At 61.9% G+C, this 25152-nt stretch carries 21 protein-coding genes; 4 read left to right on the plus strand and 17 right to left on the minus strand.

What is annotated here, in order from left to right; translation table 11 throughout:
* The first annotated feature begins 78 nt into the window (after positions 1–78).
* The 3 genes from CORGL_RS09000 (at position 79) to CORGL_RS09015 (ending at position 4112) form a co-directional block, all read left to right on the plus strand.
* Positions 79–1026, plus strand: a complete 948-nt coding sequence (locus CORGL_RS09000; protein ID WP_013709599.1) for an ROK family protein — start codon at positions 79–81, stop codon at positions 1024–1026.
* A 255-nt stretch (positions 1027–1281) separates the two neighbouring features.
* Positions 1282–2469 (plus strand): galactokinase, encoded by a 1188-nt coding sequence (locus CORGL_RS09010; protein WP_013709600.1) that lies wholly within the window; start codon positions 1282–1284, stop codon positions 2467–2469.
* On the plus strand, positions 2460–4112 hold the full coding sequence (locus CORGL_RS09015; RefSeq protein WP_013709601.1) for a UDP-glucose--hexose-1-phosphate uridylyltransferase: 1653 nt from the start codon (positions 2460–2462) through the stop codon (positions 4110–4112). The genes CORGL_RS09010 and CORGL_RS09015 overlap by 10 nt, the downstream gene beginning before the upstream one ends.
* 30 nt (positions 4113–4142) lie before the next feature.
* Here CORGL_RS09015 and CORGL_RS09020 read toward each other — a convergent pair whose 3' ends face one another.
* The 6 genes from CORGL_RS09020 to CORGL_RS09045 form a co-directional block, all read right to left on the minus strand.
* On the minus strand, positions 4143–5426 hold the full coding sequence (locus CORGL_RS09020; protein ID WP_013709602.1) for a putative ABC transporter permease: 1284 nt from the start codon (positions 5424–5426) through the stop codon (positions 4143–4145).
* Position 5427: 1 nt separating this feature from the next.
* A complete protein-coding gene (locus CORGL_RS09025; protein WP_013709603.1) occupies positions 5428–6381 on the minus strand; it encodes a class B sortase in 954 nt (317 codons plus the stop codon).
* A gap of 10 nt (positions 6382–6391) precedes the next feature.
* Positions 6392–6865: a 5-(carboxyamino)imidazole ribonucleotide mutase gene (gene purE, locus CORGL_RS09030; RefSeq protein WP_013709604.1), complete on the minus strand. Its 474-nt coding sequence runs from the start codon at positions 6863–6865 to the stop codon at positions 6392–6394.
* A gap of 65 nt (positions 6866–6930) precedes the next feature.
* Positions 6931–10254 carry a carbamoyl-phosphate synthase large subunit gene (gene carB, locus CORGL_RS09035; protein ID WP_013709605.1) on the minus strand — a complete coding sequence of 1108 codons (3324 nt, stop codon included), beginning with the start codon at positions 10252–10254 and terminating at the stop codon, positions 6931–6933.
* On the minus strand, positions 10247–11725 hold the full coding sequence (carA, locus tag CORGL_RS09040) for a glutamine-hydrolyzing carbamoyl-phosphate synthase small subunit (RefSeq protein WP_013709606.1): 1479 nt from the start codon (positions 11723–11725) through the stop codon (positions 10247–10249). Before carA ends, carB begins: the two co-directional genes overlap by 8 nt.
* 160 nt (positions 11726–11885) lie before the next feature.
* Complete coding sequence (locus tag CORGL_RS09045; RefSeq protein WP_013709607.1) at positions 11886–12797, minus strand: bifunctional hydroxymethylpyrimidine kinase/phosphomethylpyrimidine kinase; 912 nt, start codon at positions 12795–12797, stop codon at positions 11886–11888.
* A 308-nt stretch (positions 12798–13105) separates the two neighbouring features.
* Here CORGL_RS09045 and CORGL_RS09050 point away from each other — a divergent pair, with 308 nt between their 5' ends.
* Positions 13106–13276 carry a hypothetical protein gene (locus CORGL_RS09050; RefSeq protein WP_172633565.1) on the plus strand — a complete coding sequence of 57 codons (171 nt, stop codon included), beginning with the start codon at positions 13106–13108 and terminating at the stop codon, positions 13274–13276.
* A 262-nt stretch (positions 13277–13538) separates the two neighbouring features.
* On the opposite strand, the gene CORGL_RS09055 is transcribed toward CORGL_RS09050, so the two are convergent.
* The 11 genes from CORGL_RS09055 to rpsF all read right to left on the minus strand — a co-directional run bounded on the left by CORGL_RS09055 (position 13539) and on the right by rpsF (position 24824).
* Positions 13539–14519 carry a hypothetical protein gene (locus CORGL_RS09055; RefSeq protein ID WP_049777712.1) on the minus strand — a complete coding sequence of 327 codons (981 nt, stop codon included), beginning with the start codon at positions 14517–14519 and terminating at the stop codon, positions 13539–13541.
* A complete protein-coding gene (locus CORGL_RS09060) occupies positions 14516–16300 on the minus strand; it encodes an ABC transporter ATP-binding protein (RefSeq protein ID WP_013709610.1) in 1785 nt (594 codons plus the stop codon). The genes CORGL_RS09055 and CORGL_RS09060 overlap by 4 nt, the downstream gene beginning before the upstream one ends.
* 32 nt (positions 16301–16332) lie before the next feature.
* Positions 16333–17088 carry an NUDIX hydrolase gene (locus CORGL_RS09065; RefSeq protein WP_013709611.1) on the minus strand — a complete coding sequence of 252 codons (756 nt, stop codon included), beginning with the start codon at positions 17086–17088 and terminating at the stop codon, positions 16333–16335.
* Between the two features lie 96 nt (positions 17089–17184).
* Complete coding sequence (gene purD / locus CORGL_RS09070) at positions 17185–18498, minus strand: phosphoribosylamine--glycine ligase (RefSeq protein ID WP_013709612.1); 1314 nt, start codon at positions 18496–18498, stop codon at positions 17185–17187.
* 45 nt (positions 18499–18543) lie between these two features.
* A complete protein-coding gene (locus CORGL_RS09075; RefSeq protein WP_013709613.1) occupies positions 18544–19830 on the minus strand; it encodes an adenylosuccinate synthase in 1287 nt (428 codons plus the stop codon).
* 86 nt (positions 19831–19916) lie between these two features.
* Positions 19917–21317 carry a replicative DNA helicase gene (gene dnaB, locus CORGL_RS09080; RefSeq protein ID WP_013709614.1) on the minus strand — a complete coding sequence of 467 codons (1401 nt, stop codon included), beginning with the start codon at positions 21315–21317 and terminating at the stop codon, positions 19917–19919.
* 707 nt (positions 21318–22024) lie between these two features.
* Complete coding sequence (rplI, locus tag CORGL_RS09085) at positions 22025–22600, minus strand: 50S ribosomal protein L9 (RefSeq protein WP_013709615.1); 576 nt, start codon at positions 22598–22600, stop codon at positions 22025–22027.
* A 44-nt stretch (positions 22601–22644) separates the two neighbouring features.
* Entirely contained in the window at positions 22645–23634 is a 990-nt protein-coding gene (locus CORGL_RS09090; protein WP_013709616.1) for a DUF2232 domain-containing protein, read from the minus strand.
* Between the two features lie 22 nt (positions 23635–23656).
* Positions 23657–23923, minus strand: coding sequence for a 30S ribosomal protein S18 (gene rpsR, locus CORGL_RS09095; protein WP_013709617.1), 267 nt, complete (start codon positions 23921–23923; stop codon positions 23657–23659).
* A 73-nt stretch (positions 23924–23996) separates the two neighbouring features.
* A complete protein-coding gene (locus CORGL_RS09100; RefSeq protein ID WP_013709618.1) occupies positions 23997–24446 on the minus strand; it encodes a single-stranded DNA-binding protein in 450 nt (149 codons plus the stop codon).
* A gap of 84 nt (positions 24447–24530) precedes the next feature.
* Positions 24531–24824 (minus strand): 30S ribosomal protein S6, encoded by a 294-nt coding sequence (gene rpsF / locus CORGL_RS09105; RefSeq protein ID WP_013709619.1) that lies wholly within the window; start codon positions 24822–24824, stop codon positions 24531–24533.
* Positions 24825–25152: the final 328 nt, after the last annotated feature.

A 25152-nucleotide genomic window follows, 5' to 3' on the forward strand; every position in this document is an offset into this window, starting at 1 on the left:
AAAAAACTCGGCTCATCGCTTCCTGGCCGATGCGGATGCTGCTCGAAGATGAGTCAGGACACGTGAGGGGGAACCTGCATGGCAAGCTGTCTTGGGATCGATATCGGTGGAACGTGCATCAAATGGGCACTGTTCTCACGCGAATCGGATATCATCGAGCGCGGCGAGCTTCCGACTGCGTTCAATGGATGTGACGAGGTCGTTGACGCGATCTCATCGATCGGACGGGCTCACGCTGGCTGCTTTGGGACCATCGGGGTGAGCGCGCCGGGCCTCGTCGCCGCCGGAGACCGAGATGGCACCATCCATTACGGCGGTGCCCTGCCCTATATGGACGGCTGTCCTGTCGGTCGCATCCTGCGCGAGCGCTTCGATGTACCGGTCTCCGTGAACAACGATGGGAAATGCTGCGCGATGGGCGAATATGCCGCCGGAGCGCTCGCCGGAGCTCACGTGGGCGTGGTGCTCGCAATCGGGACCGGGATCGGCGGCGGCATCGTCATCGAAGGCAACGTGCTCAACGGCACGCACTGCGCCTCTGGTGAGTTCAGCGGCCTGCGCAACAATGTCGAGGAACCCATCGACTCCGAAAACGCATTCGCCGCGCAGTGCGGATGGCTCGGGCTGCGCTCCCTCATCCTCGCAGAGAAGGGTCTAGAGGAGAACCCCGCCTACGCTGACGTCGATGGCCGAAAGCTGTTCGCCTGGATCGAGGCGGGCGATGAGGCGGCTCTGCGGGGGCTGCGACGCTATGCGCGCATCTTCGCCGGTCATCTTTTCAACCTTCAGTCGATTCTCGATCCTGACGTCTTCGCGATCGCCGGAGGCATCAGCTGCCGACCCGAGCTGATTCAAGCGATCTCCTCCGAGGTCACGCGGCAGCATGCTGATTACCTGGGTCCCTTGGCGGTCGTTTCAGCGCCGCGCGTCGTGCGCGCGCGCCTCGGCAACGACGCCAATCTATACGGAGCGATGCGACAGGCTACGAAGCTGATCGAAGGGGATCCCAGCGCGCTCGATACATGAGAGATGCGACGGGTTTGCCCGAATACTCCGATATCAAAGAATCGACCGACTGGATTCGCTCCGAGCGGTTTCGAACGTATACTGTCAAAGAGAGCGTCGCAGAGGATTTGCGCAGCTCTCGATTGCGCGGGTTGGATTGTTCGCGAAAAAGGTGCATCCGAAGCAGATGGATGCCCTTCGCATGCTCTGGAGGGCCGGTGTTTCGCATCATCCATCCAACCTATTCCAGATGCCGTGTCCAGAGAAAGGATCATCATGACCGCCACTGATCACGTCCTCAACCTGTTTGAGGAGGCATTCGGATCGGCTCATGGAGCACGTTTGCTCGCCGTGCACGCGCCGGCGCGCTCCGAGATCGCCGGCAACCACACCGATCACGAAGGCGGCCATGTGATCGCAGGAGCACTCGATGCGGCGATCTCCGGTGTTGCCGCCGCGAACGGCTGCCGCGAGATCCGCGTATCAAGCGAGGGCTATCCCGACTTCTGCGTCTGCGTCGACGACCTCGCTCAACACGTCGATGAGCGCGTCAGTCCCGCGGCGCTCGTCCGGGGCATGGCCCAAGCGATGCGGGAAACCGGTCGGAGCCCGCAGGGGTTGGATCTCGTGCTCGCGAGCACCATACCCAACGGCGGCGGGCTATCGTCCTCTGCTGCCATGGAAGCAGCTTTGGGTCGGGCGATGGAGGCGCTTTGGGAAGGCGTGGCCTTGAAGCCCCAGACGCTCGCGCGCATGGGCCAGCGAGCTGAGAACGACTACTTCGGCAAACCCTGCGGCCTCATGGATCAGCTCGCCGTGTGCTTGGGGGGGCTCGCGTTCATGGATTTCGAGATCGCGAACGAGCCGCGAAGCGCCAAGCTCGATTTGGACTTCGAGCGGCACGGCTACGCTCTGATGCTCATTGACGTCGGCTGCGACCACAGTCGCTTCACTCAGGATTACGCGGCTGTTCCCGATGAGATGCAAAAGGTCGCCGCTAACTTTGGCAAGAAGCGGCTGTGCGAAGTCGATCCGGCGGACTTCGATGCGCGCGCGATGCGCCTGCGCGAGGAACTCGGTGATCGCGCGGTGCTGCGCGCCATCCACTACTGGCGTGAGAACGAGCTGGTCGATGAGAGGTGGGACGCGCTCAGACGCGGTGATATGGACGCATTTCTCGACCTCACACGCGAATCGGGCGCGAGCTCGGCGATGTTTCTCCAAAATGTCTCGAGCGGAGATCGATACCAGCCGGCGATGCTCGCACTCGGTCTCGCGGAGCGCGTGCTCAGCGGACGCGGGGCCACGCGCATCCATGGCGGTGGGTTCGGTGGCTCGATTCAAGCCTTCGTTCCCCTCGATCTCACCGATGAATTCAGCCGACGCATGGACGCCTGGCTGGGAGCGGGATCATGCCGGCGCTACGTTATCGCTGCTCAGGGGGCATCAGCGACATGGCTGTGATGGCGCAGCGGCGCGCAGAGGCGATCGAGAAGCTGGTCGACTACGCGATCGCCCGCGATCTCATAGAGGGTGGCGACAGCACATGGGCGTATAACGTCCTTCTCGGTGCCATCGATGCCAGCGGGCCGGGTCCCTCTGAGGACTGGACGCTGCGCCGGACGAGCGCGGAGGGCACCCGACCGGCCATCGAAGTCGATCTGCAGGCAACCCTTCACACGCTCGCCGAGGACGCTGTGGCGCGCGGTGTCGTCGAAGACACCGCCAGCGCGCGCGATCGCATCTCGATGCGCATCATGGGTGCGCTCACGCCGCGTCCCTCCGAGGTGGCGGAGCGCTTCAAGGCTCTCGCCGAGGAGCGGGGTCCGCGCTCTGCCACCGATTACTTCTACGGTATGTGCTGCGATGTCGGGTATGTGCGTCGTGAAGCCATCGCACGCAACGTGCGCTGGTGCGCTCCCACGCGCTGGGGTGATCTCGAGATCACGATCAACCTCTCGAAGCCGGAGAAGGATCCACGAGAGATCGCCGCCGCCGGTAAAGCACGGCCCCTTCAGCGGAACTACCCGGCCTGCCAGCTGTGCATCGAGAACGAAGGGTACCCGGGCCGATCTGCAGATGAGGCCGGCGGCGCTCACCCGGCTCGTCAGAACCTGCGTATCGTGCCGATCGAGATGGGCGGGCAACCCTGGGGATTGCAATACAGCCCCTATGCGTACTTCAGCGAGCACTGCATCGCCATGAGTGCGATACATCGGCCCATGCACATCGATCGAGCGGCACTCGCATGCTTGCTTGACTTTTTGGATGCCATCCCCCACTACTTCATCGGATCCAACGCCGATCTGCCCATCGTGGGAGGCTCGATCCTGTCCCATGACCACTTCCAAGGGGGGGCGCACGAGTTTCCCATGATGCGCGCTCAGGTGGAGGGGCGCTTCGGCGTGCCGGCATATCCGGATGTGGAGTTCGCCACGTTGCGCTGGCCGCTGTCGGTCATCCGCCTGCGGAGCGCGAACCGCGTCGACCTGATTGACGCGTGCGTCCACGTGATCGATACCTGGCGGGGCTGGTCCGACGAATCTCAGGGAATCCTTTCGCGCACACCGGATGGCATCCCCCACAACACGGTGACGCCCATCATGAGGATCTGCGAGGACGCGACCGCGAGCTCGGCGTGCGCACCCGAATCTCGTTATGAGGTCTACCTCGCGCTGCGATGCAACATTGCCAGTGAAGCCCATCCGCTCGGCCTGTTCCATCCCCATGCCGAATACCATCACATCAAAAAGGAGAACATCGGACTCATCGAGGTGATGGGGCTCGCGATCCTCCCGGCGCGCCTCATCGATGAGCTGGATGCCGTCGAGACCCATCTTGTGGACGCAGCCGAGGACACCGAGGACCGTACCCTCGCAGAGCATCGGCTCGCCGAGGCGCTCGCATCGGATCCCTTGAGCGAGCCGCATGCCGCTTGGGCTGAGAATGTCTTCGCGCGGCACCCGGACATATCGCGAGACACCGCTTCCCAGGTGCTGCGCGATGAGGTAGGTGGCGTGTTCGCCGGTGTACTCGAGGACGCCGGGGTGTTCAAGTGGGACGAGGCGGGACGCGCAGCGCTGCAGCGCTTTATCGACGCGCTCTAGATCCATTCGGTGAATCACAGGAGAGCGCCGCTATCGATCTGAGTTCACCGCGCGATCCGCCCTATCGGCATCGATGCGGCTCGAGACCTCAGGATTGATCGACATGGACTGGAACCTGCGCTCCATGCGTCTGTTATCGAAGTAGGTCGCGTAGAAGATCTGAACCGGGTCGCTCGGCGGAATTCCGGAGATCCGCTCGAACCAGCAGTCGATCGCCTGAAGCGTCATAACGCCGTTGATGATCATGAGCACGGCGCACAGCGTGGTGAGCGAGTAGCGCATCTTCCACGGGATCTTGTTGATGAGGCGCAGGAGTCTGGGCAGGCAGAACCGAATCCAGCCGAGACCGAGAAGACCCCACATGATCATGAACTCCGTGCTCGTCCTGCCCTGCAGAAGCGAGGCGACCGGATCGGGCACCCCGAAGATCACGGCATCTGAATAATTCCACGCCACGGCACCGAACGCCGTCTGCATAAACCAGCTCACAGCGAACTCGAACAGGCCCCCGATCAGAGCGCTCACGAGAAAGATGATCAAGAAGTTGCTCCGATAGAATCGGTTGAGCGCGATCGTGAGCAGCACCGCTCCGTATCCGTAGATCGGGGAGAACGGGCCGAACAGCATCCCGGCGCGATCCTGATAGGAACCGGGATCCACGAAAAGCATGTGAAATGCGAGCTCGATGGCGAGACCGAGAACACTGGAGACCATGAAGACCCAGAACAGGTTGAAGAAGTTGAGCTGAATGTAGCCTCGCCCATCCAGATCGCGCCCGAGCATCCCCTCGTCGGCGGCGTCGCGCTCCACCATGTTGCGCAGCCGACGCTGAAGACGACGCTCTTGGAGCAGCGCGGGATCGACGATGACCGAAAGCGGCAGCAAGATGAGCAGCTGGATCGCCGGAGCGATCAGATGAGTTCCGATTCCCTGCATCATCGCGCCGAGCACGATCTGGAAAAACGTCGTGATGATCAGGATCTGCGAGACGCGCCCCGCGTATCGTCGTCGATTTCTGAGCAGGGCGATGCCGAATGCCACGAGCGCGGTCCCATCGATGACCGACACGCCGAGCGCGAGAGCGGCGACCACCGTCGCCAGAGACGGATCTATTCCCACGATCGCTGCCCGGGGATCGCGCAGGAGCGCCCAGATCATCTTGCCGATATGGACCGATACAGAGGGAAGCGAGAACGCTCCGTCGGCCAAGCACAGAAGACCATACGCTTTGATGATCAGCGGCAGGCTCTTGTGCTCGCTTGCGCCCTCGTAGCCTGCTGAGAGCTCGTTGTCAACCTTGCGCGCACCCGCCATCTCAGGAGTCGCTTTGCTCGAGCGTCAGCACCATGACGGTTCTATCGCTTGTGGGGATCTCGCTGCTGCAGGTGATGAGCGAGAGCACCTTCTCTGTCGAGTCCAAGCGCTCTTCCGCATCAGGAGCCTTCGCCTTCGCGCTTTTCATGATGTCCCTCAGATAATCGGACAGAGCACCGTCACCGATGAAGGTCCGCGCGCGCGCCTTCGAATAGGAGTCGGGAACCACAGCGGTGAGAAGGGGCCTGAGTTTGGAGGTCCCTTCCCGGGTAATATAGTAGGCGATCGTGATCTTATCAAAAGCCGCCTGATCGGTCGTATCGTTCACCTGATAGAACATCGTCTTGTTGTTCATGTGGTGTCCATACAGCGATGTCTGCTGATCAATCATGCCCGGCGAGGTGCAAGACGCGTCCATGAAGATCGATCCGGAGGGATTCTTCTTCCCGTCGAACAGCGTCGTCAGGTACTTCTCGTTGTCGGACGCTTGAGCGACCGGGTAGTTGATGTTCGTACCGGGAATGTAGATCCAACCGACGATCTCCGGATTGATAGCGTTCAACTGGTCGAAATCAACCTTCGGCGGAACGTCGTCGTCACCCTCTGAGATGTGGGCGTACTTCGTGAGACCGCTATAGGAGTCGACCGCCTCGTGATAGCCCAGCTGCGCGGAGATGAAGATGTACGCCGCCGCGCCCGCGAGCGCGAGACCCACCAAGAGCAGCAGCGTCGAGACGATGCGCCGATTTCCGCGCGGGCGACGTCCGCGGTGCGGATCATCCGCACATGCGTGAGCGGACCTCGCGTGCGCGCCGCAGCTTGACCGACGCGGCATCGGTGCGAGCCCTGAGGAGCGGGCGTGACGCGGCGCGTCAGCGCTCTGAGCTGTACCAAAGGTGCTGCCAGCGCGTCGGCCATCTGGGTGCGCGAACCTCTTTGGCTGATATGCTCCCATGCGCCATCCTCTACGCTTCGGCCATTTCCTGTTTCATACGCTCGATGGCACGACGATGCTCTGGCATTCCGGCACCCAATATCTGCGTCGCGAAGATGGCGGCGTTCTTGGCGCCGTTGATGGCGACGCAGGCGACCGGCACCCCCGAGGGCATCTGCACCATCGACAGCAGCGAGTCAAGACCTCCCAGATCACTCGTCTTGATGGGGACGCCTATAACGGGAAGCGGCGTGTAGGCCGCGACCACACCTCCCAGGTGCGCCGCCTTTCCAGCCGCTGCGATGATGACTCGCAAGCCGCGCTGCGCCGCCGTTTCCGCCCACTCGTGCACTCTGTCCGGTGAGCGATGCGCACTGGCGACCTTGAGCTCATAGGGCACCCCCAAGCGCTCAAGCTCCGATGTGCACCCCTCCATGACCGGAAGATCGGACTTCGACCCTAGAATGATACCCACAAGGGGGTCCCTCTCGACAGTTTCTGCCATAATTTGCCTCCAAATGACGGTTCGAACTCGATCAAGTATAGCGCGGCGCAGGCGAACGCCTTCGACTAGAGATCATATTGCGGCAGATCCTGGAGCGCTATGACCTCGAGGCCCGCGTGAGCCGTGAGGGCCTCGGCACCGGCCTCGCTTCGGCAGACCTCCCGATCCTGACGGACCGCTTCGAGCGCGGCGACGAAGGCGTTGGCGGCGGATAGGGCAGTCACGCAGGTGATCCCGCGTCGTGCCGCCTCGGTGCGCAGTCGATAGCCGTCGCCGCGCGAACCTGGGCCATAAGGGGTGTTGATGATGAGCCCTATCTCATCGTCGCCGATCATGTCGCCTATGTTGGGATGAGCCTCGCTGAACTTGCGCACGACCTCGCAGCGAACATTTCCCCCGGTGAGCACACGCGCGGTGCCCTCCGTCGAGCATATGGAGAAGCCCAGATAGCGTAAGATGCGCGCGAGCGCCAAGATATGCCGCTTGTCGCGATCGCACACGGAGATGAAGACCTTGCCCCCTTCGGGGGTCGGCAGTTTGTAGCTGATCGCAAGCTGGGACTTCGCATATGCCTCCGGGTAGCTGCGCGCGATACCCATGACCTCCCCGGTCGACTTCATCTCGGGCCCGAGCACGACATCGGCACCGGGGAAGCGACCCCACGGCATCACCGCCTCCTTCATGCAGAACCATTCCAGATTGCGTTCATCATCGGGCAGACCGAGCTCGGCTATGGTCGAGCCGGCCATGATCCGCGCGGCGCACTTGGCAAGAGGCACTCCGGTTGCCTTCGAGATGAATGGCACGGTGCGACTCGCCCGCGGATTCGCCTCGATGACGTAGACCGTCTCGCCCTGGATGGCATATTGGATGTTCACCAGTCCGCGCACGCCCAGAGCCAGAGCGAGCCGGCGCGTCGTCTGACGCAACCGCGCGATCAGAGCGTCGGAGAACGAGAACGCCGGAAGACATGTGGCCGAGTCGCCGGAATGGATGCCCGCCTCCTCGATATGCTCCAAGATGCCCCCGATGTAGACCTGCTCGCCATCTGAGAGCGCATCGACATCCGACTCGATGGCACCCTCCAGGAACCGATCGAGGTAGACGGGGTGATCCGGACTCACGCGAGCCGCTTCCCTCATATAGGCTCCCAGATGCTCTCCGTCGTAGGCGATCATCATGCCACGTCCTCCGAGAACGTAACTCGGACGCACGAGCAGCGGATAACCGATTCGATCCGCAACCTGCTCGGCCTGAGCGCAGCTCGTCGCCATCCCCGCCTTCGGATATCGGATACCGAGCTCGTCCAGAAGCGCGGAGAAGCGCTCGCGATCCTCGGCAAGATCGATCGCCTCGGGCTGGGTGCCCAAGATGGGCACACCGGAGGCCGCCAGAGCGCCGGCGAGCTTGAGCGGCGTCTGCCCTCCCAATGTGACGATGACGCCGTCGGGGCGCTCGACATCGACGACGTCCATGACGTCCTCGTAGGTGAGCGGCTCGAAGTAGAGTCTGTCCGAGGTATCGTAATCGGTTGAGACCGTCTCTGGATTGCAATTGACCATGATCGTCTCGAAGCCGGCGTCTTGCAACGCGTAGCTCGCATGCACGCAGCAGTAGTCGAACTCGATACCTTGGCCGATGCGATTGGGCCCCGCCCCCAGAATCATGATCTTGGGTCGCGAAGCTCCCCTGGACTCATCCGTGCTCGCGCGTCGGCTCGCCTTCGGAGAGGTGCGCATGAGCCCATCATATGCCTTGTAGTGATACTCGGTCGTGCTGGCGAACTCGGCGGCGCACGTATCGACCCCTCGCATGGACGGTATCACGCCCAGGCCCTTGCGCCAGGCACGCACGATGCGCTCATCGCTGCCGCATAGCTCGGCGATCTCCGCATCGGAGGCACCATAGCATTTGAGCAGTCGCATCGCGTCGGCGTCGATGTCTTCGACGCGCGAGGCGCGCACGCAGCGCATCGCTGAGACCATGTCGCAGATGCGATCGAGATACCATGGATCAATGCCGCAAAGCTCGTTCACGCGCGTCGGTGCCCAGCCCCGGTCGAGAGCGCAAGCGACCGCGAGCAGACGGCCTTCGGTGGGATCGGACACCCGCGCCGCCAGCTCCTCGTCTGTCAGCGAGCCAGCCTCTGCGAGCGCACCGCTGATGAGTCCGATTCGTCCGTCCTCAAGCGAGCGGATCGCCTTGCCGAGCGCCTCCTCGAATGTGCGCCCGATCGCCATGATCTCGCCCACGGCCTTCATACGAGTCGTGAGGGTGGTGTCGGTCCCCTTGAACTTCTCGAAAGCGAAGCGCGGCATCTTGACGACGCAGTAGTCGATCGCAGGCTCGAAACAGGCCGGCGTCGCCCCCGTGATGTCATTTACGATCTCATCGAGCGTGTAGCCGACCGCCAACCGTGCAGCCGCCTTCGCGATAGGAAAGCCGGTCGCCTTCGACGCAAGAGCCGAGGAGCGGCTCACACGCGGATTCATCTCGATGATGATCAGGCGGCCGTCACGGGGGTTGACAGCGAACTGGACGTTGGACCCGCCGGTCTCGACGCCCACTTTCTCGAGCACGGCCAGCGAAGCGGCTCGCATGCGCTGGTATTCGATATCGGAGAGCGTCTGCGCGGGCGCGACCGTGATGGAGTCGCCGGTGTGCACCCCCATGGGGTCGAGATTCTCGATGGAGCACACGATGATGCCATTGCCTGCGGCGTCGCGCATGACCTCCATCTCGTATTCCTTCCAACCCTCGATGCTCTCCTCGACGAGCACCTCGCCGGCACAGGACAGCTCGAGACCTTGGGAGACGATCTCGCGAAGCTCCTCCTCGTCGTGCGCGATGCCACCCCCCGCGCCTCCCAGCGTGTAGCTCGGACGCAGGACACACGGATAGCCGACTCGGGCCGCGATCTCGATCGCGTCGTCGACTGAATAGGCATAGCCGGAGCGCGCCAGAGGCAAGCCGATCTCGGCCATGGCCTCGTTGAAGAGCCTGCGATCCTCGCCGCGCTCGATGGCAGCCAGATCACAGCCGATCATCTCGACTCCCCATCGATCGAGGACGCCGCTTTCAGCCAGCTCGACCGCGGTATTGAGCCCGGTTTGGCCACCGAGCGTCGGAAGCAGGGCGCAGGGTCGCTCGCGGGCGATGACGCGCTCGATGAACTCGGCGGTGACCGGCTCCACATAGGTGCGATCAGCGAGTCCGGGGTCGGTCATGATCGTCGCGGGGTTCGAGTTCACAAGAATGACCTCGTATCCCTCCTCTTTCAAGACCTTGCACGCCTGCGCGCCGGAGTAGTCGAACTCGCAAGCCTGACCGATGACGATGGGGCCCGATCCGATCACGAGAATCCGCTTGATGTCGTCCCGTCTAGGCATGAGCGACCTCCGTTCTCGAAGATGTCGCCTCGTGCTGATCCGCTTGAGCCGACGCACGGTCGAACCGCGCGGGATCGGCTCCAAAACGCCAGCCGGCGACGCGGTCGCGTGAGATATCTATGTCCAGATAGTCGGGGTCGCCGTCCATGAGTCGGCTGAAGGCGCCGAACAGGTAGCGCGCATCAGTTGGCCCCGGAGACGCCTCGGGATGGTACTGCACCGAAAACGCGGATCGATCGAGCAGCTGGATGCCTTCGGGTGTGCCGTCGTTCAGATTCACGTGCGTGAGGCGGATCCGCCCGAAGCGCTCGTTGTCCACTACCGGAGCGATCCCGCGCTCGACCCAAGCGCGCAGATCGCCATCCTCGACATGGGCGGAGAAGCCGCCCGAAAGCGCCGGCGCGATCGGACCCAGCGAAGAGAAGTCGAGGCCGAATCCGTGGTTTTGCGCCGTGATCTCGACACGGCGGCTGATGAGATTCATGACCGGATGGTTGCCGCCGTGGTGCCCGAAGGCGAGTTTCTCGGTGCGTCCGCCTGCGGCCAAGCTGATCATCTGATGTCCCAGGCATATGCCGAAGACGGGCACGCGCCCGATGAGTTCGGCCACCTGTTCATAGGTGACACGTACCGCCTCGGGATCTCCGGGTCCGTTTGACAAGAACACACCGTCCGGCTCAGCTGCGAGCACCTCGGCGGCCGGCGTGTCCCAAGAGACGATACGAAGCTCGCAACCCGCTCGAACGAGACCGTCCAGAATCGAACGCTTGACCCCGCAGTCCAAGACGACCACGCGATGGCGGGGGCGCGGTGGCTCATTGAGCGCAAACGCATGTCCACAGGCCAGTTCGGCTGTCCCCCAGCTGGCAGGAGCGAGCCCGCTCACCTTCTTGACGAGATTCGTTCCGACCAGCGAGGGCGCCTCCGAAAGCGAGCGCGCCAACTCGTCGAGATCGAGCGTGTCGGTCGAGATGATCCCCTGCTGGGAACCATGATCGCGCAGATGGCGCACGAGTGCGCGCGTGTCAACGTCCTCGATGGCGACGACACCGTGCCTTTTGAGATAGGCCGGCAAGCTCTCGTTCGATCGCCAGCTCGATGGCGTCGGACACATATCGTGGACGATCATCCCGCTGAGTGCGGGGCGCGCCCGATCCCCTGCGGGCATCTGGCTGTCTGCGGACGCGACGCCGTAGTTGCCGATCTGCGGATAGCACATCGTCACGATCTGGCCGGCGTAGGAAGGGTCGCTCAGCACCTCGAAATAGCCTTCAATCGAGGTGTTGAAGCACACCTCGCCGATCGATGTGCCGCATGCTCCGCAACCTCGGCCATAAAAAACGGTCCCGTCCTCCAAAAGAAGGATCGCGGGACCGCGGATGCCCTTGGATGTCGATGCCATGATGCGCTCGGCCATGCTTCTCGACTCTGCATCGGAACCTGCCGGGCTTGCCTGCTGCTTGTCGTGCATATGCGCTCCTTTCCGGTCTCTCGGGACCGGCTTAAAGGATTGGTTTCACGTATTGTACCGTTTCTTGCAGACGCGAGGACGCTCGATTCTTAACTTCGGGACGCTCGCGCGCTCGCGCACCCGATAGAGATCGCGCGCCAGATCGATCCGAGTGGTCTGCTCAGGCATGCCTGCTCGGATGCAGCAGATCGGTCACCTCGCCGAGCACCGATTCGAACGAGACTCCGCGAAGTTCATAGTCGGGCTGGGCGCGCGTGACCCGCATGGCGTCGCGCACCAGATCGCCCGCGAAGCCGACAGCCTCGATCAGGGTGCGCCCGCAGAACAGTGCGGCCGTGACGCCGCTGGCAAACAGGTCACCGGTGCCGTGCAGCATAAAGGGCAAAAGATCGCTCGCGATCTCTCGGATGCGACCGCCATCCATTTCCGCCATCGCCAGATAGTTGCGGATGACATGCTCTCCCTCATGCACGATGCCCTTTATGACGACGGATTTCGCTCCCATCTCGAGCATCGCATCGGCGTTTCTCTGGACGAAGGCAACCTCGACGTCTTGCCCCTCATAGGGAATACCCGACAGGATCGAGACCTCGGTCAGATTGGGAAGGAGCACGTCGGCTCCCTTGACGAGACCGGCCATCGCGGAGCACAGTTCATCGGTGTAGGTGGGGTATTTCTCGCCGCCATCGCCCATGACGGGATCGACGATGCGCAGAGCGCGCGGGTACTCTCGGTACAGTCGCTGGATCGTGTCGACCTGCGCCGCGGAACCCAAAAAACCCGAGTACACCCCGTCCAGATCGATGCCCTCCTCGCGCCAGGCGTCCAGATACTCGGTGAGCATGCTCGTCGTATCATGCATATAGAAGTAAGGAAACTTCGTATGAGCGGAGAACAGCGCGGTGGGCACGGGGCACACGTCGACCCCCGCCGCGGAGAGCACCGGGATCGCGACGCCAAGTGAGCATTTCCCATATCCGCACATGTCGTGCACGGCGGCAACACGGGGGATGTAGTCTCCCTCGCGCTGATAGAGCGGGTGCATCTGGGACTGCGTGCTTTGATCTGACATGTGGCTCCTTCTTCTGCGAGATCGCGACCGGCATTGCAGCAAGCCGACTCATCGCCTCTAAGTATAGTATGAACCGCGGACCGCAAGAGCGGGGAAAACCAACGGCCGCATCGGTTCGGTCGGCGGGAGCGCCGCCAGAGGATCGCGCGACGATGCTCAAGCCGAGCTCATGTTGGTCGCCTGCCTCGCCCTGGCGGCAATGAGTTTCTCCGTCGCCATGAGCCGGCACCTTCGGATCCGCGTTCACCTGATAGTCGACGAGCGACTTGCCCGGAGCGGATATATTCATTTTGAATTTCTGGCTCGTCGTGATCGTAACCACAGCGAGGCCACTCGTGTCCATCTATCGCGAGCTGCTCATCGGCTGCATCACTGGATCCATGATGATGAGCGTGCCCGCCGCTATCGAGAATGTCTTGCCACCGGCCGACCGGCTCGTCGTCCCCCTTTTTAAGAAGCGGGCGCATAGAGCTTGGTAATAGAGGATCCCGCCAGCGCTGTTCCGGTCACCGAGGCCTTGTCCTTGTCGCAGATCAGATAGAGCAATGTGTGGCCCGTCTTGGCGAAGACGCCGGTTTGGTACGATTCGCCATCATGGCCAGCGACACGCAAAAGCGCGGTTTTCGACCATTTTCCGCTACATTTTCGGTAAATAGTAGTCGAAAACCGCGCTTCTGCTGCGGTGTCGGCAGCCGTCCGGCTGCTCGGTCTCGCTCACGTGCCACCCTTTGAAGTTCTCGCTCATTGCATGCTCTGCTTGAATTTCCTCACGACGCCAGCCGGGTCCTTCTCGGGGGCGCCCCCCGTGAGCGTCTCTGCGCCCTTGAGAGCGTCCTGGAGGTTGCGATCGTCTCTCTCCGCTTCAAGATCGCCCTGCGAGATGCCCGGTTTCACGATGAGGGAGGACACGGAGTTCACCTGCTTTTGAATGCGATCGGCGATCTGTTCATCCATACCGACGATCCTGAGCTCAAGATCGATATTGCTCGTAGCGGCTGAGCGCTGCTTCGTCCAGATGAATGTCAGAATCTGGCGCTTGGTGCCTTGTGCCGGCAAGAGACCGAAAAGGGAGCTGTGCGAGATGTTCCCATCGCCGTCGACGCGGGCCCAGACGTTGTAAACCACTCGGCTGATCTTATTGTTCAACAGAGCATTCGTGGCGAATGCAGATCCTTGGATCTGGGCGTTCGAAAATACCTCGAGCTCGTTATGAGAGCGCGTATCGGTGACGCTCACCTCGACGTCGCCGGAGCGCTCGTCAGCCTGATCGACAGTGAACTCCTGCGGGAACTGCGTGAAACCGCTGCCCCACTCCACACCGCCCTTCAGCGCCGTCTTCACGGTATCGATCGTGACCGACTCGGAGAGGTTCGCCGTGTTGAGACGCCGGATCACGCCGTAGATGATCTGGATGCCGACGATCAGGGCGAACGTGGCGACGACGAAGCCGATCGCGGCGCGGGAGATGGTGTGCCCGACCTTTGAGCCGGATGGATCGTCGGCGGAAAGCGGGTCGATCGTTCGACGGCGTCGAGGCCGATCCCCTTGACCCAGAAGTCTGCCGATGGGCCCTGCGCCCGCCGTCGGCCTGCCTGCTCCATCGGGTCGCTGACGAGCGGACTCGTGGGAGCGACCATAAGCTGGATCAAGCACGCCCGAAGCATCGAGCTCGGAGAACAGCTCTGTGACCTCTTCACGTGTCAGCGGTTTCTTCGCCATCATCTGCCTGTCGCGTTCGATTTCCCCACCATGCGCACGCCCTCGAACTGCATTCGATAGTACCGTGCATAGGTTCCGCCACGGGCAAGAAGCTCCTCATGGGTACCGCGCTCCACGACCTGACCATGTTCCACGGTGACGATTTCATCGGCGTGTTTGATAGTTGATAGGCGGTGCGCGATGATGACGGTCGTGCGGTTCTCCGCCAGATGCTCCAGCGAATCCTGCACGGCTTCCTCGCTCTCGTTGTCCAAGGCGCTGGTCGCCTCATCCAAGATGAGGATCGCCGGGTCCTTTAGAAAGACGCGAGCGATCGCGATGCGCTGCTTCTGCCCGCCGGAGAGCCGACCGCCGCGCTCGCCGACAACGGTATCGTAGCCGTCCTCAAGCGATTCTATGAACTCATGGATGTTCGCCTTGCGTGCCGCGTCGGCGATCTCCTCGTCGGTCGCTCCCGGCCGTCCGTATTCGATGTTGTCGCGAATCGTCCCATCGAACAGGTAGACGTCCTGCTGCACGAGACCGATGCTCCGACGAAGGCTCTCCTGCGTCACATCGCGCACATCTTGACCATCGATGGTGATCGCACCGGCGCTCACATCGTAGAAACGCGGGAGCAGCGCGCAAGTCGTCGATTTCCCGCCTCCCGAGGGGCCCACGAGCGCAATGGTTTCACCGGGGGCGATAGCGAGATTCATGTGATCGATGACCGGGCGCGCATGTCCCCTCTCGGAGATCTCGCGGTTCTCGTAAGAGAAGCTGACGTCGCGATACTCTATCGCGCCACGCCTGACGACCAGATCGGTGGCTCCAGGGCGATCCTTGATCTCGGGCATGCTCTCGAGCACCTCGTCCATGCGCCGGAACCCCGCGATCGCCTTCTGGAAGACCTCCGTGGAGTTCACAAGCGTCTCGATGGGGCCTGTGAACAACGTGATGTAGAGCGCGAACGTCGCCATGTCGACCGGGCTCATCGAGCGCTGCGCAACGAGATAGCCTCCGAGGACGACGATGATGGTGTAGAGCGATCCGGTCATGAGAGCGCTCGTGGTCTGATAGGTGCCCATGACCTTGTACATCGATTCCTTTGACCCGAGATAGCGGTCATTCGATCGGTAGAACTTGCGGCGCTCCGTCTCTTCGTTCGCGAAGGATTTCACGACGCGCATGCCGGCCAGCGAATCCTGCAGCTGGGAATTGACCTCGGATATCTTGATGCGGTTGTCGGTGTAGACGGCTCGCATCGTGAGATTCTGGCGCACCATGACGATGACGAAGATCAGCGTGACCGCGGCCATGACCGCGGCCAGGGTCTGCGAGATCAGAAACAGGATCACGAAGGCTCCGATGATCTCGGTGCCGCAGATGACGATCCATTCGGGCACGTGATGGGCCGCCTCGCAGATGTCGAACAGATCGTTCACGACGCGGCTCATCATGTCGCCGGAGTTCACGCGATCGAAATAGCTGAACGAGAATCGCTCGTATTGATCGAACAGATCTTGCCGCATCCTCGATTCCATGCGCGCGCCCATGACGTGACCCTGAGCCGAGACGAAGTACCGGCAGCCGCACCGTAACGCATACATGCAGATGAGACCTGCGGCGATATAGCCGAGCGCGCCTGTGATCGCGTCGCTGTCGCGCGTGAACAACCCGCCTGTGAGCGCCCGCAAGATGCTGGGAAAGGCCAGATCTATCCCGGCCATGACCAGAGCGCAGACGGTGTCGGCTGCGAACAGGAGCCGCTGGGGCCGGTAGTATGAGATGAACCGTCTAAACATGGATGGCTCGGTCTCCTCTCAGACGAAACAGATTAGATATCGCGCTCATCGCAAGCCGCTGACGTGTCCTCATGTGGCTGTGAAAGCTCCTGCTCGAGGCGGTGCGCCATGACATCGCATGCGAGCGCGCCTATCACCGTCTTCGCGTCCTCGATCTTGCCGTCGAGCACCGCGTCGACAAGCTCGTGCACGTCGACGAGATCCACATTCAGGAACTCATCCTCATCGGGACAGGCGTCGCCGAGCTCGAGCTGCGTGGCGAAATACAGATGAATGAGCTCGTCGGTGAACCCGGGAGAGGTGGCGATCGTCGTCAGATACGCGATGCGACCGGGCACGAAGCCGGTCTCCTCCTTGAGTTCGCGGCGAGCGGCTTCCAACGGCTCCTCACCCGGATCGATCTTGCCGGCCGGTATCTCCACGGTCACACGGTCAAGAGCGGTCCGGTATTGGCGCACCAGGGCGATCTTGCCCGTCTCGGTGAGCGCGACGATGGCGACCGCGCCCACGTGGCGCACGACATCGCGCTGTGAGCAGCGCCCGTTGGGAAGCCGTACATCGGAGGTCTCCACATTGAAGATCTTGCCGGACCAGACGGTGTCCTGCGTGAGAATGTCTTCGTGAAGCTCGACATCATGCTCGTCTTCATCGCCCAAGACAAGACCCTCGTGCTCGGCGTCGCGGACGTCGGGCTCCGAATCGGCGACATGGTCGTCTTTCGACCGGCCACAAGAAGCCGACCGTGCATCCCCGGCTTCAGAGCCGCTATCTCCAGTTGTGTCGCTCATTGCTGTCCGCCCTTCCTTTCTGCTGGAAATCATACCTTCGAATCCCATTTCGGCGAGGCTCGAAGCTGAAGCCGAGACCGCGATGCGAAAAGGAGCTCAAACCCGGCGGGAGCGACCCTGAAGCGCGCGCTCGCCGATGTCGCTCCTGTATACCTTGCCTTCGAAGTCGATCATCTCGCACGCCGCATAGGCGCGCTCACGGGCGATCGAAAGCGTCGACCCCAGCGCTGTCACCGCCAGCACGCGACCCCCCGAGCTCACCACGCGATCGCCGAGACGGGTCGTGCCCGCATGAAAGACCGTTACGCCATCGATCTCCTCGGCTGCGGCGATGCCGCTGATCGGCTTGCCCGTTTTGTAGGAGCCCGGGTAGCCGGCAGAGGCGAGCACCACCGTGAGCGCGCAATCCTCGCGCCATCCGATCTCGACCTCATCGAGACCTCCGCGCGCGCACGCGAGCATGATCTCCAACAGATCGCCCTCCATGCGCGGCAGAACCACCTGCGTCTCGGGATCACCGAACCGCGCGTTGAACTCGATCACCTTGGGGCCGCTCGGGGTGAGCATGAAGCCCCCGTAGATGCAGCCGCGATACTCGATGCCGTCCTCGGCGAGAGCGACCATGACGGCATCGAGAATTCGCTCCATCTCCCTGCGCTCGGCGTCGCTCACGACGGGCACCGGGCTCACGGCGCCCATGCCACCGGTGTTGGGACCTCGATCCCCGTCCCAGGCGCGCTTATGATCCTGCGAGGGAGCCATGGCGCGCACCACGCGCCCGTCGGTGAAAGCGAGCAGCGAGCACTCCGGTCCGCTCAGCATCTCCTCGATGACCACCTGCGAGCCGGCGTCGCCGAAGCTTCCCGAGAAGCATGCGCGAACCGCGTCGAGGGCCTGATCCAGCTCATGGGCCACGGTGACACCCTTGCCGGCTGCCAGGCCATCAGCCTTGATCACGAGCGGGGCGCCCTGCTCGCGAACATAGGCGAGTGCGTCGTTCACCTCAGAGAACACGGCATAGCGCGCCGTGGGAATCGATGCGCGCTCCATGAGCCGCTTAGAGAAGCTCTTCGAGCCCTCGAGCCGAGCCGCATCGCGGCCGGGACCGAAGCAGGGGATACCGGCTGCGCGCACGGCATCGGCGACGCCGGCTACAAGCGGTGCCTCGGGCCCGATGACCACGAGGCCGACCCCGTGCTCGCGGGCGAAGGAGCACACCGCGGCGGGATCGCTCTCGTCGAGCTCGACGTTCTCGCCGACCTGCGCAGTTCCGGCGTTTCCGGGTGCGATGTAGAGGGCTCCGGCGCGCGCGGACGCGCTGAGCCGGGATGCGATCGCATGCTCGCGACCACCTGCCCCCAGCAGCAGGATATCAATCGATCGATCGATGTCATCTTTGGCTTCAAGCATGAATCCTCCTCGCGATGCGCCTGGCGAACCATTGGTCGTTTTAGCTCAGTCCCAGCTGCGCATGATGGTCTGCTCGCGATCAGGCCCCACAGCTATGATGGACACCTTGGTGTGCGCGAGGTCCTCGATGACGTGCACGTAGGCCCGGGCGGCGTCGGGCAGCTCGTCAAAGGACCGGCATCTCGTGATGTCGCACTGCCATCCCGGCAGATCCTCGTAGACGGGGCGCGCATGATGGAAGGCGCTTTGATGCTCCGGCACCGAGGTGTAGCGGCGACCGTCGCACTCATAGGCCACGCACACCTTGATGATCGGCAGCTCGGACAGAACATCGAGCTTCGTGAGCGCGATATCGGTCAAACCGTTCACGCGCGCCGAGTAATTGGCGATAACGCCATCGAACCACCCGCAGCGGCGGCGGCGACCGGTTGTGACGCCGTATTCCGCACCGGTCTCAGTCAGCTGCCGACCGATCTCGTCCTCATAGGAGAGCTCGGTGGGGAACGGCCCGGACCCCACGCGGGTCACATAGGCCTTGGCGATGCCGAGGATCCGCTCGACATGACCCATGCCGACGCCGGATCCGGTGATAGCTCCACCCGCCGTGCAACTCGAGGATGTGACGAAGGGATACGTTCCATGGTCGATATCCAGAAGCGTCGCCTGAGCTCCCTCGAACAAGATGGATCTCCCCTGATCGAGCAAGTCGTTGAGTACAAGCGAGCTCTCGCAGATGTAGGGAGCCAACCGCTCGGCGAAAGGCAGGTACGCCTCGCAGATCTGCTCCACGCTGTAGGTGGGCAAGCCGAAGAGCAGCTCCAGCTCCGGATTGGCTCTGTCGAGCGCGCAAGCGAGCTTCTTGCTAAATATATCTGGGTCGAGCATGTCCTGCATGCGCAGGCCGATGCGCGCCGCCTTGTCTTGGTAGCATGGGCCGATGCCGCGCTTCGTGGTACCGATGAGGTTTTTCCCGAGGCGCCGCTCCGAGGCGCCGTCAAGATCCAGGTGATAGGGCATGATGATGTGCGCATTGCCCGAGACCTTCAACCGCTCGCAGCTGACGCCTTCGGCCTCGAGCATGTCGATCTCCTGGATGAGCACGCTCGGATCGACGACGCATCCGTTGCCGATCATAGGGATGACGTGCTCGTAGAGCACGCCGGATGGCACCAGATGGAGGCCGAACCTCTTTTCGCCGACAACGATGGTGTGCCCGGCGTTGTTACCACCTTGGTAGCGCACGACGCAATCGAAGGAGGGGGCTATCAGATCGCAGATCTTTCCCTTGCCCTCGTCACCCCATTGCGTCCCGACCAGTATTGCTGAAGCCATCGCATCTCCTCACTCGAGCTCCATCGTGAGCCGCACGGCGCGCGCGGCTCAAGACGAGCGACAAACGCTCACATTATATCGCGTCCTCAGACCTCTCCATGCACGCCATCAAGCTCATAGAACTTTGTCGAAGCGGGGATGAACATGAGATCGACCTCACCGGTCGGGCCGGAGCGGTTCTTCGCGACGATGATTCGGGTGACCCCCGTGTCGGGACGATCGGGGCGCTGGGCCTCCTGCTCGTCAGAAGATCGGTCCAGAAACATGACGATATCCGCATCCTGCTCGATGGATCCGGACTCGCGAAGATCTGAAAGCTGCGGGCGTTTCCCCGTGCGCGATTCCACTGCACGGGATAGCTGCGACAAGGCGATGACGGGGGCCTTGAGATCCTTTGCCATGATCTTGAGCGCGCGGCTCATCTCGGAGACCTCGACGGCGCGGTTCTCAGCGCGGCGGCCGGGGGGCGGGCTCACGAGCTGCAGATAATCAAGGATGATGACGGCTCGCTCGTGGTTATGGAGCATGCGGCGGGCCTTGGCTCTGACCTCGGTGATAGTCGTCCCGGGGGTGTCATCGATCAGGATGTCGAGGTTTGACAGATCTCTGGTCGCCTCATTGATGCTCGCCCATTGCTCGGCTCGAATATTGCCGCAGCGAAAATCTGAGATCGAGATCATAGCCTGTGCGCAGATGAGTCGCTGGGCGATCTCCTTTCCACTCATCTCGAGCGAGAAGAACCCGACGCGGTAACCGGCCGCGGCGGCATTGAGCGCGAGATTGAGCGAGAACGACGTTTTGCCCACCGCGGGACGGGCTCCCACGATGATGAGCTGCCCCTCGCGCAGACCCAGCAGCAAGCGGTCGAGACTCGGGAAATCAGTGGGGACGCCTTGCGCCACGCCACCTGCGAGGCTGACCTCCTCAGCCTCGGCATACGCTTCTGCCATGAACGCGGTGAGCGGTTGAAAGGAGCTTTTGACCTCGCGTGCGGTCACCGACAGGAGCATGCCCTCCGCGCGCTCGATGACCTCATGCGTGTCGAGGGGCGCATCAAAGGCCAGGGCGTTGATCTGATTCGTGGCCCCGATGATCTCGCGTAACATGGCATCGCGCCGCACGATGCCGGCGTGGTGCTGCCAATTCACCAGCGCCAGCGTCTGCCCTATGAGCTCCAAGACGTATGCCTCCCCGCCGATGGCGGCGAGCTTGTCTATGGAGCGCAGGTAATCGATGAGCGAGATGGAATCGATCGGAAGGCTGCGAGCGCTCATGTCCTGCATCGCCATGAACAGGGTCCTGTGCGCGGGCCGGTAGAAGTCATCGGGTACGAGCTCGACGGTGGCATCCTCCACGACATCGCCCGACAGGATCATCGCTGCGAGAACATTCGCCTCGGCTTCAGGATTGTTCGGCAGACCCTGTCTAGAGCCGCGATCGACGAAGGTTGACGGCGCCCATGCGTAGTCGGTTGACGCAACGTCCATGCGATCTGCTCCTGTCTGACTGTTGTTTCTCGGAGGTGTGCGAGCATCAATACTAAAGCATCCGAAGACGTTGGCAAGGGTCTGCCGTCCAAGATGCGGCGAGATGCGAGCAGGCTCATCTGAAGTCGCGCGCTCTCCACACGGGCGTGTAGAAAACCCTATAGGTCGGTTCAGCGCGAATATAAGTTATCAACGTTTTCCACAATTCAAAACACCGATATCTGAAAGTTATCCACACGTGCAAGATTTTTGACGGGGGGCCTGAATTTTGGAGATTTCGACGCAGGTATGGAGGAGTCGCGAATATGCTGATCTCATGAAATGGCAGCTCAGAGTATAGATATCAGAAAACGCGCAGTACATTGCACTCAAAGAATGTGCAGATGACAACTGCACGATGGTGTGAACAAAGTACCGTTTGAATCGAGTTTTTCAGCTGGAGCACCAAAGACCTGTTAACTTCTCATCTCATTCATTTGTCAAGAAAAAAAGAATTCCGATATTCTCTGAATCAAACGCACATCGATGGGTTTGAATGCTCACCGGATGAAAAAAGATCGGGACGCGTCGCGATCGGTTGATCGCGTTCGCATCCCGATCTTGAAATACAGTCGCGCTGATCGCGTGATGCGAAGAGCTTTCGACCAGAGATCGCGGTTTTGAGTCGCTGCATGCGAGAGGCTGATTCGATCAGCCTCTTCGGTCTCTTACTCGCTCGACGCGGTCGGCTCGGCCTCAGAGGGCTGCTCGGCTTCCTCTGCGTCAGCCCCATCAGTCGCAGGGCCCTCGGCGGCATCCTTTGCGAGCTGAGCTTTCGCCTGCTCGTCCGCCTCCTCGGCGGTGATGCCGATCAGGACCTCCACAGAAGCGCGAATATCGCGATACAGACCGATGACGACCTCGTGGACACCCGCGACCTTGATGGGCTTTCCGAGCTCGACGCGCTTGCGATCGATCTCGACGTCCAACTGCTTCTGGATCGCCTCTGCGATCATGGCCGCGGTCACCGATCCGAACAGGATGCCCTCATCGCCGACTTTGGCATCCACGATGACCTGTTTGCCCTCAAGGGCTGCTTTGAGCGCGCCAGCCTGCTCGATACGAGCGGCCTCGCGCTTCTCGATATTGCTGCGGCGCTCCTCGAGCTGTTTCAGATTGCCCTTGGTGGCGGCGACGGCGAGCTTCTTCGGGAACAGGTAGTTCTCGGCGTATCCCTGAGCGACATCAACGATGTCACCCTCGCCGCCCTTGCCCTTGAGCTCGCTCAGAAGAACGACTTTCATGAAATCTCCCTAGCGACACGCACCGCACTCGCGCGGTGCCCTGCTTACATAGCGTTTCTTGATGAGGGGCGCTCGATCCGCAGCAGACTGCGGAAGTTCGCCCACACGTCGACGAGACCGACGACGCTGAAGACAAACGACACCATCTCGACCACGACTGCGATGATGACGAGCATGGTGCGCATCGCGCATCCCACCCTGTGGTGTTCAAAGAGCGCGAACATGATGCCGAAACCCTGGATGGCGAAGATGAACCTGACGCTCATGGCAACGGTGGCGCTCGCGACACGCAGGACATGCGCATATGGAACACCGGCCCAAGAGAGGCCGAATCCGATTATCGCCACCGCGAGGACCGCGACCGACCAACCAGGAGCGCGAAACGCGCTCAGACGCGCTGCGCTCTGGGTGCCGTCGACGCGCATGCGCATCACCTGAACCCCCAAGCCCACCGCTCCTGCCTGGACGGCGGCCTCCAAGACATACTGAAGAGGCCACAGCATCTGGACGATCGGCGCGATCGAGCTTATGAACACGGTCTGCTCGATGCCGTTTCCCGATGTCTCCCTTGCCGTCGACAGAAGGTAGGCGATAGAGAACTCGGCGATGTTCGAGCCCGCCATCGATGCGATGACCGAGACGGCCACCATCGTGATGCAGGCGACCGATGCGATCACGGCGCTGATCCCCAGTGCCGTCGCGCGGCGGTCTCGCATGCACCACGTCACACCAAGTGCGACGAGAAGCCCCTGCGCCAGGGAAAAGGCGTAGCCCGCATCAAAGAACCAAGAGGCCGCGGCGATGGCCGCGCCCTCCAGCGCGCCGAGCGCGAAGCCCTTGAGCTGCCTTGTCTCCATGAACTCGCGGATGCCGCAACCCAGCGCGCAGCAGCCGATCAGAGGCGAGACGATGCCCAGAATCGATCCCACGAGCACGCACAGCGCCGCATGAGCATCATGAGGCTGCCTCGAACGACCCGCAGGCGGCGCAGGTATGATCTGCTTTCGCAGTGGATCCGGAGCCTCGTTCATCATCAATCTGCAGAACCTTCCTATCTTATCCGCGATTGCGCTCTCCGCGGGCGGAGACCACGGGGACGGTATACGGAAGAAGTGCCATCTCTCTCGCGCGCTTGATAGCGTTGGCGATGTCGTGCTGATGCTGCGTGCAGGTGCCAGTGACCCGACGCGGCTTGATCTTGCCGCGGTCGGTCATATACTTGCGGAGAAGCTGAATATCCTTGTAGTCGATATGCTCGGTGTTCTCCTTGCAGAACTGGCAGTACTTGCGACGCGGCTGACGTGCTGCGTAATCATTAGCCATGTCTGGATACCACTACCTTTCTTCAGACGAAGCGAGCTGCGCCCGCCGTCCTCACTGATTCGGGCGACACCCCTTAAAACGGGATGTCCTCATCGTAGACCTCGACCGAGGGCGGAGCCTGCACAGGTGCCGCGCTCGGTGCTGAGGGGGCGCTTGTGGGAGCGGAGGCGTATCCGCCCTCGGAGCGGCCCTGCTGAGTGCGGGAGAGGAACTCGATCTCGTCGACGATGACCTCGAGCTTGCTTCGGCGCTGGCCGTCGCGCTCCCAGCTGCTGTAGCGCAGCTTTCCCTCGATGGCGACCTTCGCGCCCTTGGACAGGTAGCGGGAGATCGCCTCGGCGCGAGCACCGAACATCGTGCAATCCACGAAGTTGGGGTAGTCCTCCCATTCCCCGCTCTGCGGGTTGCGCCGACGGTCGTTGACGGCCACGCCGAAGGAGAGGACCTGCGTGCCGCCCTGCGTCATGCGCAAATCGGGATCGCGGGTCAGGTTGCCGGAGATGTTCACTCGATTGATGCTCATATACGATCACTGCCTCTCATGCATTGCGGTGCACATGCTCGTCGTTTCCTGAAACGCTTCGCCTGCGCCTTTTCCAGCAAAGATCTACTCTTGGTCATCACGCCGCACGATCATATGGCGCTGCACCGCGTCCGTGACGCGAAGCACGCGATCGAGCTCGGCGATCTGAGTGGGATCTGCATGGAAGTTGATGAGGGTGTAGTCACCTTCGATGAGCTTGTTGATCTCGTAGGCGAGCTTGCGCTTGCCCCACTCCTCAACGTTGTCAACCTTGCCGGAGCCATCGGCGATCGCAACATCGATGCGCTTCATGACAGCGGCGCGCGATTCGACATCCAATGCAGGGTCAACAAAGAACAGCAGTTCATAGGCCTTCATTTGGTCACCTCCTTCGGGCATATGGCCCCGGGTCGTGAAGGCGCGCCCGGAGCAGGAAAGGATTCAGCAACTATATCCTTCTCGTCGTGAAACCACAAGAAGTCGCTGCTACACGCTCATGACCTCCACATAACAAAGGCTGACACGACGACCTTGCGTAGATCTGACTGCGATTGCCTGATGGGTGACGCGATCTCCTCGGTGACTGACACGATTCAAATTCGCGCACATAAACCGATGCTCGCAAGAATTGACGGCGCGCGAGGGGGACGGCGAAAACCACGCGATGTCCATCGGTCCATCTCATCGGCTGCGGGAGATTCGCCAC

It is taken from the genome of Coriobacterium glomerans PW2 (assembly GCF_000195315.1).
In the GTDB taxonomy this organism is placed as follows: domain Bacteria; phylum Actinomycetota; class Coriobacteriia; order Coriobacteriales; family Coriobacteriaceae; genus Coriobacterium; species Coriobacterium glomerans.